Origin of the sequence: Promicromonospora sp. Marseille-Q5078 (assembly GCF_050315395.1) — a bacterium.
Classification (GTDB): domain Bacteria; phylum Actinomycetota; class Actinomycetes; order Actinomycetales; family Cellulomonadaceae; genus Isoptericola.
In genome coordinates, this window is the sequence record NZ_JBNPQG010000001.1 from 4338274 (window position 1) to 4351403 (window position 13130).

10 protein-coding genes are annotated in these 13130 nt (G+C 76.1%); 3 read left to right on the forward strand and 7 right to left on the reverse strand.

Annotated elements, in window-relative coordinates:
• Positions 1-24 precede the first annotated feature (24 nt).
• Complete coding sequence (locus ACQFYA_RS19945) at positions 25-2061, reverse strand: heavy metal translocating P-type ATPase (protein ID WP_499127629.1); 2037 nt, start codon at positions 2059-2061, stop codon at positions 25-27.
• Positions 2062-2365: 304 nt separating this feature from the next.
• Between ACQFYA_RS19945 and ACQFYA_RS19950 the strand changes: the two genes are divergently transcribed.
• Together ACQFYA_RS19950 and galE are read left to right on the forward strand one after the other, a co-directional pair.
• Positions 2366-4552, forward strand: coding sequence for a HelD family protein (locus ACQFYA_RS19950; protein WP_499127058.1), 2187 nt, complete (start codon positions 2366-2368; stop codon positions 4550-4552).
• 153 nt (positions 4553-4705) lie between these two features.
• Positions 4706-5809: a UDP-glucose 4-epimerase GalE gene (gene galE / locus ACQFYA_RS19955; protein ID WP_499127060.1), complete on the forward strand. Its 1104-nt coding sequence runs from the start codon at positions 4706-4708 to the stop codon at positions 5807-5809.
• 13 nt (positions 5810-5822) lie between these two features.
• Here galE and ACQFYA_RS19960 read toward each other — a convergent pair whose 3' ends face one another.
• From ACQFYA_RS19960 to ACQFYA_RS19985, 6 genes are read right to left on the reverse strand one after another with little or no spacing between them, the layout of a single operon-like run.
• Positions 5823-6833, reverse strand: coding sequence for a TAXI family TRAP transporter solute-binding subunit (locus ACQFYA_RS19960; protein ID WP_499127062.1), 1011 nt, complete (start codon positions 6831-6833; stop codon positions 5823-5825).
• Complete coding sequence (locus ACQFYA_RS19965) at positions 6830-8221, reverse strand: sensor histidine kinase (protein WP_499127064.1); 1392 nt, start codon at positions 8219-8221, stop codon at positions 6830-6832. The genes ACQFYA_RS19960 and ACQFYA_RS19965 overlap by 4 nt, the downstream gene beginning before the upstream one ends.
• Positions 8222-8227: 6 nt before the next feature.
• Entirely contained in the window at positions 8228-8974 is a 747-nt protein-coding gene (locus ACQFYA_RS19970) for a response regulator transcription factor (protein ID WP_499127066.1), read from the reverse strand.
• Between the two features lie 59 nt (positions 8975-9033).
• Complete coding sequence (locus tag ACQFYA_RS19975; protein ID WP_499127068.1) at positions 9034-10023, reverse strand: CorA family divalent cation transporter; 990 nt, start codon at positions 10021-10023, stop codon at positions 9034-9036.
• A 36-nt stretch (positions 10024-10059) separates the two neighbouring features.
• Positions 10060-10692, reverse strand: a complete 633-nt coding sequence (locus ACQFYA_RS19980) for a sugar O-acetyltransferase (protein ID WP_499127070.1) — start codon at positions 10690-10692, stop codon at positions 10060-10062.
• Positions 10693-10748: 56 nt separating this feature from the next.
• Positions 10749-12083: an MFS transporter gene (locus ACQFYA_RS19985; RefSeq protein WP_499127072.1), complete on the reverse strand. Its 1335-nt coding sequence runs from the start codon at positions 12081-12083 to the stop codon at positions 10749-10751.
• Between the two features lie 80 nt (positions 12084-12163).
• Here ACQFYA_RS19985 and ACQFYA_RS19990 point away from each other — a divergent pair, with 80 nt between their 5' ends.
• A complete protein-coding gene (locus ACQFYA_RS19990) occupies positions 12164-13129 on the forward strand; it encodes an ArsR/SmtB family transcription factor (RefSeq protein WP_499127631.1) in 966 nt (321 codons plus the stop codon).
• Position 13130: the final 1 nt, after the last annotated feature.

Sequence of the window (13130 nt, forward strand, 5' to 3'; positions counted from 1 at the left end):
GTCGAAACCCGGGTTTCGACAAGCTCAACCAGCGAGGTCCGACGACACCACGTCGGGCCGCAGGTCGAGCCGGCGCAGCAGCTGCGCGTTGAGCGCCACCACCACGGTGGACAGCGACATGAGCAGGGCCCCGACGGACATCGGCAGCACGAACCCGACCGGCGCGAGGACGCCCGCCGCCAGCGGCACGGACAGCAGGTTGTACCCCGCGGCCCACCAGAGGTTCTGCTTCATCTTGCGGTAGCCGGCCCGCGACAGCTCGATCACGGACAGCACCGACCGGGGGTCGTCGCTGGCGAGGATGACGCCCGCCGACGCGATCGCGACGTCCGTGCCCGCGCCGATCGCGATGCCGACGTCGGCCTGCGCGAGCGCCGGGGCGTCGTTGACGCCGTCGCCGACCATCGCCACCGTGCGGCCCTCGGCCTGCAGCCCCGCCACGCGCGCCGACTTGTCCTCCGGCCGCACGCCCGCGAAGTACCGGTCGACGCCGAGCTCGCCCGCCACGGACCGGGCCACGGCCTCGGCGTCGCCGGTGATCATCACGACCTGCACGCCGCGCCGGTGCAGCGCCTCGACCGCCTCCGCGGACTCCGGCCGCACCTCGTCCGCGAGCTTCAGCCCGCCGACGACGACGCCGTCGCGCAGCACGTGCAGGACGATCGCGCCGTCGTCCGCCGGCTCGACCAGGGCCTCGACCGACGACGACTCCAGCAGCCGCGGGCCGCCGACGCGGACCTCGTGCCCGTCGACCGTGGCGACCACGCCGACGGCGGGCGACGACGCGAAGTCGGCCGCGCGCGGGACGTCGAGGCCGCGAGCCTCCGCGGCCCGGACGATCGCCCGGGCGAGGGGGTGCTCGCTGTCCGCCTCGGCCGCGGCGGCGAGCGCCAGCACGGCGTCGCCGTCCAGCGCCCCCGCCCCGTCGCCCGCGGTGACGACCTCGGCCACGGTGGGCTGGCCCTTGGTGAGGGTGCCGGTCTTGTCGAAGAGGACGGTGTCCACGGTGCGCATGCTCTCGAGCGCCAGGCGGTCCTTGATGAGGACGCCGCCGCGGGCGGCGCGCTCGGTCGCGATGGAGACGACGAGCGGGATGGCCAGCCCGAGGGCGTGGGGGCAGGCGATGACGAGCACGGTGACGGTGCGCACGACGGCGTCGTCCGGCAGGCCGAGCGCCGTCCACGCGATCGCGGTGACCACCGCGGAGCCGAGGGCGAACCAGAACAGCCAGCCGGCCGCGCGGTCCGCGAGGCGCTGGGCCCGCGACGACGACGCCTGCGCCTCCGCGACCAGCCGCTGGATGCCGGCGAGCGCGGTGTCGTCGCCGGTGGCGGTCACCTCGACCCGCAGGCCGGAGTCCGTCGCGACGGTGCCGGCGGTGACGGCGTCGCCCACGGTGCGCGCGACGGTGCGGGACTCGCCCGTCACCATCGACTCGTCCATCTCCGCGCGGCCGTCCACGACGCGGCCGTCGGCGGGGACGCTGCCGCCCGGGCGGACGAGGACGACGTCGCCCACGCGCAGGTCGGACGGCGCGACCGTGACGACGCGCTGGTCCGCACCCTCGCCGTCCACGCGCTCCGCCTCGTCGGGCAGCAGCGCGGCCAGCGAGTCGAGCGCGGACGTGGTCTGGGCCAGCGAGCGCATCTCGATCCAGTGGCCCAGCAGCATGATCACGACCAGCAGCGCGAGCTCCCACCAGAAGTCGAGCTGGTGGTCGAGCAGGCCGAGGCTCGCGCCGAGCGACGCGACGAACGCGACCGTGATCGCCAGGCCGATGAGCAGCATCATCCCGGGCTCGCGCGCCCGGAGCTCCGACACCGCACCGGTGAGGAACGGCCGCCCGCCCCACGCGAAGATCACCGTGCCGAGCACTGGCGAGACCCACGCGACCCACGCCGCGTCGGGCAGGTCGTAGCCCAGCACCATCGCGAACATCGGCGACAGCGCGACGGTGGGCACCGCCAGCGCCAGCATGATCCAGAACAGCCGCCGGAACTGGCCCACGTGATCGCCGTGGCCGCCGTGGCCCCCGTGACCGGACATGTCGTGGCCGGACATGTCGTGGCCCGCGTGCGCGTGCTGGTCGTGCTCCAGCACGGGCGCGCCGCCCTCGGGGCGGCGGTGCCCGGCGTGCTGGTCGTGAGAGGTGTGGTCCACAGCTCGATCCTTGCCTCGTCCGGATGGTTCGCGACTCCAGCGATACCCCCATGGGGTATCTGATGCCGCCAACGATATACCCCCACCCCCTATTCCGCCATCACCGCGAACGGCGCCGCCGGCCCCGGCGTGTGACCCGGGGAACAATCCCGCGGCGACCGTCGTTGGGCCAGGGTCTCCCGTACACCGTACGAAACGAGGTCTCGTGCCCCAGCCCACCTCCCAGACCACCACCACGCCCGCGGACACCCCCGCCGTCGGCAGCGCCGTCGCGGAGGAGCAGGCCACGCTCGACGCCGCCTGGTCACGACGCACCGCGCTGCTCGACGACCTGGACGCCACGCTGGCCGCCGCCCGCCCGGAGGACGCCGCGGCACGCGCGCGGATCGTCCGGCTGCGCGGGCGCCGGGCCGAGCTGCGGCACGCGGACCAGGGCCTGGTCTTCGGGCGGCTCGACGGCGACGACGGCACGGTGCGGCACCTCGGCCGCGTCGGACTGCCCGGCGCGACCGAGGACGACGAGCCGCTGGTCGTCGACTGGCGCGCCGCCGTCGCCCGGCCGTTCTACACGGCCACCCCCGTGGACCCGCAGGGCGTGCGGCGGCGGCGGCACGTGCGCACCCGAGGGCCCGAGGTGGTCGGCGTGGACGACGAGCCGCTGGACGGCGGCCTCGACGACTCCGGCCTCGTGGGCGAGGGCGCCCTGCTCGCCGCGCTGGACGAGCGCCGCACGGGGCGGATGGGCACCGCCGTGGCGACCCTGCAGAGGGAGCAGGACGACGTGGTGCGCGCCGACGCCCGCACCCCGCTGGTGGTGCAGGGCGGCCCGGGCACGGGCAAGACGGTGGTGGCGCTGCACCGGGTCGCGTACCTGCTGTTCGCGCTCCCGCACCTGGCGGAGCGCGGCGTGCTCGTGGTCGGGCCGTCGACGCGCTTCCTCGACTACATCGCCCAGGTGCTGCCCGCGCTCGGGGAGACGGCCGTCGTGTCCGCCACGTGCGACACCCTCGTGCCGGGCGTCCGGCCCACCCGCGCCGAGGCGCGCGACGTCGCCGAGATCAAGGGCCGCTCGTCGTGGCTGCCCGCGCTGCGCCGGTTCGTGACGTCGCTCGAGCCCGACGACGGCGCGCTCGCCCTCGTGCTCGACGGCGAGGAGCACGTGCTGCCCGCGGCCCAGGTCGCCGCCGCCCGCCGAGCCGCGGCGGGCGCGGGCTCCTACCACCGCGCCCGCGACCGCGTGGTGGACCGGGTGCACGACCTGCTCACGGACGCCGTCGCCGACCGGCAGGCCGAGCTGCTCGCCCGCGCGGAGGAGGGGTTCGAGGACGTGCTCGGTCGCCTGGACGCCGCGCTCACCCGCGCGGACGACCGCGCCGTGCCCTCCGGCGCGACCGGCTCCGACGTCGACGGCGTGCTCTCCGACGCCGACCTCGAGGCCCTGCACGAGCGGGTCGCCGTCGACCCCGCCGTCGCGGATGCCCTCGACGCCTGGTGGCCGCGCCGCGACCCGGCGGCCGAGCTCGACCGCCTGCTGCACGACCCCGACCTCCTGCGCGCCCACGCGACCGGGCTGGACGCCGCCGAGGTGGCGCGGGTCGCCGCCGAGCCGGCGGGCGCCGCGGCCGGCTGGGCGAGCAGCGACGTGCCGCTCCTCGACGCCCTCGCCGACCTCCTCGGGTCCCCGGACGGCGCCGCCCGGGCCCCCGCGACCGATGCCGACGACGGCGCGTTCCTCGCCGGGCGCGCGGCGGCCGACCGCGACTGGGCGTACGGGCACGTCGTGGTGGACGAGGCGCAGGAGCTGTCGGGCATGCAGTGGCACATGGTGGTGCGCCGGTGCCCCACCCGGTCGGTCACGGCCGTCGGCGACATCGACCAGGCGTCGTCCGCGCACCGGCAGACCGACTGGGGCGAGGCCGTGGGCGACGCCCTCGGCGACCGCTGGCGCCGGGCCGACCTCACCATCTGCTACCGCACCCCGCGCGAGGTCATGGAGCTGACCGCCCCCGTGCTGCGGCGCGCCGGCAGCCGCAACGACCCGCCGCGCGCGGTCCGCTCCGCCCCGGTGCCCCCGTGGGTGCTCGAGGTGGGCGGCGACGGGTGGCCCGGCGTCGTGGCCGACGCCGCCGCCCGCCTCGGCGAGCGGTACGACGGCGGCACGGTCGGCGTGGTCGCCCCCGTGTCCCGGCTCGACGCGCTCCGCGCGGCGCTGCCCGCGGACGTCCCCGCGCTGTCGGCCACCGACGCGAAGGGGCTGGAGTGGGACGCGGCCGTCGTCGTCGACCCGGACGGGATCGCCGCCGAGCCCCGCGGCTGGAACGGCCTCTACGTGGCGCTGACCCGGTGCACGCAGGAGCTGGGACAGGTCGCGGTCGCCACGTCCGTCGGTTGAGCTCGTCGAAACCCGGTGAGCGGTGTCGACAGGCTCAACCAGCGCGGGGAGAGCCTCTGACCTTCCTCAAATCGCCTGTGTCCACGGGCGCCGTGCCACCACGATGACGAGGCGACGTCGTCTGCCGTGAGTGCTGTGAGGTGAGGAACTGCCATGCGCGTCCTGGTGACCGGGGGCGCCGGGTACGTCGGGTCCCACACGGTGCTCCGGCTGCTCGGGGCCGGCCACGACGTCGTCGTGGTCGACGACTTCTCCCGGGGCGCCCCCGCGGCGCTGGAGCGGGTCGAGACCCTGGCGGGCCGCCCCGTCCCGGTGCACGTGCTCGACACCGCCGACATCGACGCGCTCGAGCGGCTCTTCGACGCCGAGGGCTTCGACGCGGTGCTGCACCTCGCGGGCATCAAGAGCCCCGGCACGCCGGGCGTGCGCCCGCTCGACAGCTACGAGACCAACCTCGGCACCACGTTCACGCTGCTGCGCTGCATGGCCTGGTACGGCGTGGACCGGCTCGTGGTGTCGTCGTCGGCCGCCGTCTACGGGGAGGGTCGCGACCTGCCGCACGGCGAGGACGCGTCCCTGTCGCCGACCGGGCCGGTCGGGCGCAGCCACGCGATGAACGAGCAGATCCTGCGCGACGTCGCGGCCGACGCCGGGCCCGCCCTGCGCGTCGGGGTGGTGCGGCACTTCTCGACGGCCGGCGCACACCCCTCGGGGACGCTCGGCCCCGACCGGACGGGGGCGTCGGCGGGGCTGCTCACGGCGATCGCCGAGACCGCGGCCGGGCTGCGCGCGCACCTCGAGGTGCGCGGCGGCGACCACCCCACGCCCGACGGCACCGCGATGCGCGACTACGTGCACGTGGACGACCTCGCCGCCGGGCACGTCGCCGCCCTTGCCGCGCTGGACGACGCCGACCGGCAGCTGTCCACCTGGAACCTCGGCAGCGGCCGCCCGACCAGCGTGCTCGAGCTGATCCGGGCGTTCGAAGCCGCCACGGGGCGCACGGTGCCGTACCGGGTGACGGCACGGCGGCCGGGAGACGTCGCCGTCTCGTACTCCGACGCCGCGCGCGCGGACGCCGAGCTCGGCTGGCGCGCCGCCCGGACCGTCGAGGAGATCTGCCTCGACCTCTGGCGCTGGCACCAGCGCAACCCGACGGGCTACCCCGCGGCGCTCGCGCCCTCCACCCCGTGGCGAGGCGGCGTCGGCCACCGCTTGCGCCTGGTCTCGAGCGTGCGGGCCGCCTCGTCCTGGTAGCCGCCGGCGCCGGTCAGTCCTTCGTCTCGCGGTAGTACCGCAGCGCGCCGGCGTGCAGCTCGACCGGGTCCGTGAAGATCGCGCGCACCCGGTCGAGGTTCGCCGCCGACGGCACCTGCGCGGAGATCTGCGTCCGCGCGTCGAACAGGGTGGAGACCAGGGTGCGCGCCTCGGCGTCCGGCATGTCCGCGCGCACCATGAGGAAGTTCGGCACGGCGAGGGTGTCGACGGCGCTCGTCGAGCCGTACATGCCCTCGGGCACGATGCCGTGCCGGTACCCGCTGCCGTACATCGAGCGCACCTCCTCGACCACGTCGCCGAGCGGCACGAGGCGCAGGGGCGTGTCGTCCGCGAGCGTCGTCAGGCCGGGCGTGCGCAGGCCGCCGGACCAGAAGAACGCGTCGATCTCCCCCGCGGCGAGGCCCGCGATCGACCCGTCGAGGCCCAGGCTGACGGCGGTGAGGTCGTCCTCCGGCACGTCGGCGGCGGCGAGCACGCGGTGCGCGATGAGGGCGGTGCCGGAGCGGGGCGCGCCGATCGACACGAGCTTGCCCCGCAGGTCGGAGAGCTGCCGGATCGTCGAGTCCGCGGGCACCACGAGGTGCACGAAGTCGTCGTACACGCGGGCCAGGGCCCGCACGTCGAGCGGCTCGTCGAACGCGCCCTCGCCGGCGACGGCGTCGCGCGCGGCGTCGGCGGCGCTGAACGCGACCTGCGCCGTCCCGTCCTCCAGGCTCTCGAGGTTCTCCACCGACCCGCCGGTCTCGGCCACCTCGACGGGCACGTCGTAGCGCTCCTCCAGCACCTCGGCCAGCCCGACGCCGTACGCGTGGTAGATGCCCGTCGAGCCGCCGGTGGCCACCGTGAGGGCGTCGGGACGCTGCCCCTCCCACGGGTCCCCCGCGCCCTCGCTCCCGACGCAGCCGGCCAGCAGCGGCAGGGCGAGCAGCGCCGCGGCCAGCGCGGCCAGCGCGGGGCGCGGGGCCCGCCGCATCCCCGCGCCGCCGTCCCGTCCGGCGCTCACGACGCCCCCTCCCCCGCACCGCGGGCGGGCACCCGCAGCCGCACCTCCAGGCCGCCGGCCTCGGGCAGGGCCAGGCGCAGCCCGCCGCCCCCGGTGGCCAGCAGCTCCGACGCGATCGCGAGGCCGAGCCCCGACCCGCGCACGGTGCCGTGCCCGGGCGAGCGCCAGAACCGCTCGGCGAGGCGCTCCAGCTCCTCGGGCGGCACGCCCGCGCCGTGGTCGCGCACGGTGACCTGGACCGCGCGCGGCCCCGCGGCGTCGCCGTCCGCGAGGGTGACCGAGACGTCGACGCGGCCGCCCTCCGGGGAGAACTTCACCGCGTTGTCCATGACGGCGTCGAAGGCGCACTCCAGCACGATCTCGTTGACCTCCGCCCACGCGCTGTCGGGCACCGTGCCCGCCAGGTGCAGCTCGCGCCCGACGGCGAGGAGCCGCCAGCTCTCGACCCGCCGGCCGACCAGCGCCGCGACGTCGACCGGCTGCGCGGCCGCGGCCAGGTTCGCGTCGTCGGCCAGCAGCAGCAGCGCGTCGAGGATGTGCGCCATGCGCACCGCCTCGGCCCGCACGTGCGCCACCTCGGTGGCGTGCTCCGGCGGCGTCGACAGGGCCAGGTCCTCGACCCGGAGCATCAGCGCGTTGAGCGGGTTGCGCAGCTCGTGCGACGCGTTGGAGACGAACTCCTGCTGCCGGTGCATCGAGTGCTCCACCCGCGCCGCCATGGCGTTGAACCGGGTGACGACCTCGCGCAGCTCGGGCGGGCCGGTGGACGGCGGGATGCGCGCGTCGAGCCGCCCGCGCCCGATCTCGCCCATCGCGGTGTCGACGGCCCGCACCGGCCGCAGCACCCACCCCGCGGTGCGGTGCGCGATGACGACGGCGAGGACGCACATCACCGCGCCGGCCGCGACGAGGATGCCCCAGCTCGACCAGATGTTGCGCGAGACCTCGCGCGCGTCGGAGACGGTGACGACGGCCCCCACCAGGTCGCCGCCGTCGTACACCGGCTCGGCCACCACCACCCGGTCCGCCTTCCACGGCAGCGAGCTGAGCACCGCCTCGCCGCGCCGCCCGGCGAGGGCGGCCTGCCGCTCGTCCACCTCGTCGACGTCGAGCCCGTTGGTCGCCCACACGGCCCCCGACTGGTCGACCACGGCCGCGTCCACGCCGTACACCTCGCGGTAGCGGTCCAGGTCGCCCTCGACGATCGTGGGGTCGTCCGCGGCGAGGGACTGGCGGGCCGTGATGACGAGGTAGCCGGCGTCGGCGAGCCGGTCGAGGTAGACCTCCTGCTGGTCGGCGCGCGCCCCGTTGCCCGCGTACGCCGTGCCGAGCAGCGCGAGCACCAGCACGCACGGCACGAAGAGGATGATGGCCAGCCGGGTCCGCATCGACGACTAGGCCCCCGCGCCGCTCGGCGGCGCCCCGTCACCGCCGTCGAGGGCGGCCACCCGGTAGCCCACGCCGCGCACCGTCTCCACGACGTCGGGCTCGCCGAGCTTGCGGCGCAGCGACGCGACGTGCACCTCCAGGGTGCGGCCCAGGCCCTTCCAGCTGGACCCCCACACGTCGCGCAGGATCCGCTCGCGCGTGAGGACCGAGCCCTGCTGACGCACCAGCAGCGCGAGCAGGTCGAACTCCTTGCGCGTCAGCTCGACGACGGCTCCGGCGGCGTCCGGGACGGCGCCGGTCGTGCGGCGCACCTCGCGCCGCGCCAGGTCCACCACCAGGCCCCGCACCCGCACGCGGGCCTCGGCGGTCTCGGCGCGGGCGCCGTCCCACTCGCGGCCGCGGCCCCGGCGCATGACGGCGTCGATCCGGGCGAGCACCTCGCGCACGTCGTAGGGCTTGGTCACGTAGTCGTCCGCGCCCATCTCGAGCCCGCGGATGCGCGCGTCGAGGCGGGTGCGGGCCGTCACCATGATGATCGGGGTGTCCGAGACGCGGCGGATGCGGCGGCACACCTCGAAGCCGTCGATGTCGGGCAGCGTCAGGTCGAGCAGCACCATGTCGGTGCGCGGGCTCAGCTCCCGCAGCGCGGACGCGCCGTCGCGCGCCCGGACGACCTCGTACCCGTGCCGGCCCAGCACGGACACGAGCGCGCCGGCGACATGGTCGTCGTCCTCGACCACGAGCAGCTGCACGGGACCGTCCCTCCGTCGGGCGCCTGGAGCGCACAGGGTAGCGGAGCGTCGCTCCGTCGTCAGAGCCAGCCCACGCGCCGGAAGACGCGGTAGAGCACCACGCAGCCGACCGCGATGAGCACGAGCGCGAACGGGTAGCCGAGCAGCCAGTGCAGCTCCGGCATGTGCGTGAAGTTCATGCCGTAGACCCCCGCGACCACTGTCGGGTACACGAGGATCGCCGCCCACGCCGAGATCTTGCGCATGTCCTCGTTCTGCCGCACGGACACCTGCGACAGGTGCACCTGCAGCATGTCGGACAGCAGGTCGTCGTGGGCGTCGAGGTGCCGGTCGATCCGCTCGACCGTGGACGCCACCCGCTCCAGCGTGCGCCGGTCCGCGACGGCGCGTCGCTCGTCGGTCGTCTCCGTGAGCTCGGGGAGCTCCGCCGCCACCGGCAGCAGCGCGCGGCGGGCCTCGGTGATCTCGCGCTTGAGGTCGTAGAGCCGCTGCACCGGGTCGCCCACCGTGCGGTCGAAGACGACCCGCTCCGTGTCCGCGACGGCGTCCCCGAGCGCCACCTCGACCTCCGACGCCACCCCCACCAGTCCCAGCACGACGGCGAGCGCCACCCGCTGTGCCCCGTCGCCGTGTGTCGGTCCGGGTCCTCGCAGGCGCTCCAGCGCGTGCGCGCACACCCGCGCGTCGCCCGCCTCGAACGTCAGCACCGCGTCCGGGCCGAGGAGGCAGCCGAGCTCGCCGGTGTGCACCTGGCGGTCGCCCTCGGTGTACCAGACCGTCGGCGTGACGACGGCGACCCAGTCGTCGTCGAGCCAGCGCACCGCGGCCACCGGCCGCTTCGGCACGTCCTTCGCGACCGCGTGCAGGCCCTCGAGCCGATCGCGCAGCGCCGGGTCGATCTCGGCCGCCGCAGCGAGGAACTCCCGCTTGTCCGTCGCGTGCGCCCAGCGCGCCGGGTGCTCGTCGTCCGCCGCGTCCACCGGCGGGCCGTGCGTCCCGACGAACCACTCCCCGCCGCCGGAGGGTTCCCGGCTCTCGTCGTCCGTCACTCCCGCATTCTCTGGTGGCGCGGCCCGGGGCGCCCGTCAGCCCGCGCGGCGCGCCGTCGTCGGGGGCCGGTAGCGGAACTCGCGGTCGGCGTCGGTGATCTCGCGCAGCACGCGCGCGGGCGTGCCCGCGACGACGACCCCCGGCGGCACGTCCGAGCTGACGACGGAGCCGGCGCCGACCACGGACCCGGCCCCCACGGTCACGCCGGGGAGCAGCACCACGTTCGCCCCGATCCAGACGTCGTCCTCGATCACCACGGGCGCGGAGAACTGGCCGCCGTCGCGGCGCAGGTCGGGGTGCACCGGATGGCCGGTGGTGGTCACCGTGACGTGCGGGGCGAACATCACCCGGTCCCCGACGTGCACCTCGACGTCGTCGACGAGCGTGAGCCCCACGTTGACGAAGACGTCGTCGCCCAGGTGGACGGTGCGCCCGTACGACACGTGCAGCGGCGGCTCCACCCAGACCCGCTCCCCCACGCTGCCGAACAGCTCGCGGACCAGCTCCTCTCGGCGGGCGAGGTCGCGCGGGGAGCCGACGTTGATCGCGTGCTCCAGCTCCTTGGCGCGCGCCCGTTCGGCCGCCAGGCCCTCCAGCCCGGGGGCACCGTCGGTGTAGAGCTCATGCGCCGCCATCCGGCGCCGCACCTCCTGCTCGCGGGGGTCCATCGCTCTCCTTCGAGGGTCGTGGGTCTGCTGCCCGGGCAGTCTCCCTCAGGGGCCGGTCAGGACGCCGGGACGGACTCCTCCGTGGACGGCTGCGTCGTCCACGGCGAGGACGACGCGGCGTCGTCCGGCCGGTCGGCGGCACGCCGCGCGACGGCGGCCGCCCCCGCGCCGGCCGCGACGAAGACCGCACCCAGCACGAGCCACCCGGGCGTGCCGAACCGGATGGGCAGGGCCGTCACCACGACGGGGGCCGCCATGCCCGCGAGCGCGTACCCGGTCTGCGACAGGCCCTGGTAGGCGCCCGCGCGGCGCGGGTCGGCGAGCTCGAAGGCCATGCCCCACCCGCCGGCCTCGGACAGCACCTCGCCGAGGGAGTGCGCGACGGCGGCGAGCACCAGCAGCGCCGTCGCGGCCACGAGGCTGCCGTACCCGGCCCCCGCGTACAGCACGCACGCGGCGGCCAGCAGCACGGACCCGCGGCGCACGGCACGGCCCGCTCCCCGCACGTCGTGCGTGCCGCGCGACGCGCGCACCTGCAGCAGCGCCACGAGCGCGGTGTTGACCACGAGCAGCGCGGACACGACGGCGGTGGGGGCGTCGGTGCTCGCGACCCAGAGCGGCACCCCCACCGTCATGACGCCGAACTGCATGGCCACGACGGCGTTGAGCACGACGCTCGCCACGTACGTGCGATCGCGCAGGGGGTGCGGGGCCGGGGCCTCGTCGGCGACCTCCGCGCCGGCGCCGTCGGCGTCGCCCGAACGCGGGGCCGGCGCCGTGGGCGCGTCCTCGAGCATCCGCGCGGCCAGCCCCGGCACGCGGCGCGGCAGCCGGACGAGCGGCACGACGGCGCCGAGCAGCAGCACCGCCGTCGCGACCATCGCGGTGCGGTACGCGGCGGCCGTGTCGAGCAGCAGCGCGACGGCGGCGGCGAGCGTGCCCAGCCCGATCAGCACGTTGGTCACGACACGCAGCCGGGCGCGCACGTCGACCCGCTCGGGGCCGGTGAACCACCGAGCGAGCAGCGCCTGCCGCGCGGTGGACTGCACCCCGCGGCCCGCGCTGACGACGACCGCGACGGCGGTGAAGCTCACCGCGTCGGAGGTGAACGAGTACGCCGCCAGCGCCAGCGCCTGCGCGAGCAGGCCCCACACCTGCACCCGGTGCGCGCCGCAGCGGTCCGACCAGCGCCCCGCGAGGTACGACCCGAGCACGCCCGCGCCGCCGGCGATCCCCAGGCCCAGACCGACCGTGGCCGCGGACAGCCCGACCACCCGCGTGAAGTACAGGACCGACACGGTGTAGAAGATCCCGGTCGACGCCGCGAACGCCATCGTCGAGTAGGTGAGCGCGCGCGCCACGGGGTCCCGCGGGAGGAGGGTCTGGATCACGGGCACCAGTAGGCGGCGCCCGCGCCCGTTGCCGAAGAGATGTAGCGCTGCCCTACACCTATGCTCGCTCCGTGGGATGGATGCGCTACGAGCTGGCCGGCATGGACCTCGCCGACGTCCGGTTCGCCGTCTCCCCGCTGAACGAGCTGGTCCTGTCGCTGCGCACCTGGCGTGAACCGGGCCGCTACCCGCTCCACCTGCCGTGGTTGCGCCACACCCAGGAGGCCCGCTCGCGCCTCGACGGCGAGATGCTGCTCGCGCTGACCAACGAGGTGCTGTGGACGCCGGACTTCCTCACCCCGCGCCCGCGCAGCCCGCTCACCCGGATCGACGACGAGCTGGCCGCCGTCGCCGCGACCGGGGACGACGTCGTCGCCCGCGAGCTCGACGCGCTGCACCCGGGCGGCCGCCCCGCCCCGCTCCGCGGCGGGCTCCCGCGCGTGCGGCGACGCGTGCTCGACGCGCTGACCGCCTACTGGGACTCGTGCTTCGCGCCGCACTGGCCACGGATGCGCGCCGTGCTCCAGGCCGACGTCGTGCACCGCGGCGCGGTGATCTCCGCGCGCGGGGCGGGCGCGATGTTCGCCGACCTCGCCGACCGGGTGTCCTTCGCCGACGGCGTGGTGAGCGTGCAGCTCGGGAGCTCGACGAGGGACCTTCGACGGGCCACGACCGGCGAGGGCCTGACGCTGGTGCCCACGCTGTTCACCCGCGCCGCGTCCGCCCCCATCTCCGCCGACGAGCCGCCGATGATCATGTACGGCGCGCGCGGCACGGGCACGCTGTGGCAGTCGGAGCGGCCGGTGGCGGACGCCGCGCTGGTCGCGGTGCTGGGGCAGGCGCGGGCGGGGCTGCTCACGACCCTCGAGCACCCCGCGTCGTCCACCGAGCTGGCCCGGCGCCTGCACGTCACGACCAGCGCCGTGAACCAGCACCTGCGCGTGCTGCGCGACGCGGGCCTGCTGACGTCCGCCCGCGCCGGCCGGTCCGTGCTGTACCTGCGCTCGGAGGTCGGCGACGCCCTGGTGGGCGGCCCGGCGCGCTGAC

Excerpts from the sequence above, each read along its gene's own strand:
- ACQFYA_RS19945 (WP_499127629.1), bottom strand. The coding sequence starts at position 2,061 with ATGTCCGGCCACGACATGTCCGGTCACGGGGGCCACGGCGGCCACGGC.
- galE (WP_499127060.1), top strand. The coding sequence starts at position 4,706 with ATGCGCGTCCTGGTGACCGGGGGCGCCGGGTACGTCGGGTCCCACACG.
- ACQFYA_RS19990 (WP_499127631.1), top strand. The coding sequence starts at position 12,164 with ATGCGCTACGAGCTGGCCGGCATGGACCTCGCCGACGTCCGGTTCGCC.
- ACQFYA_RS19980 (WP_499127070.1), bottom strand. The coding sequence starts at position 10,692 with ATGGACCCCCGCGAGCAGGAGGTGCGGCGCCGGATGGCGGCGCATGAG.
- ACQFYA_RS19965 (WP_499127064.1), bottom strand. The coding sequence starts at position 8,221 with ATGCGGACCCGGCTGGCCATCATCCTCTTCGTGCCGTGCGTGCTGGTG.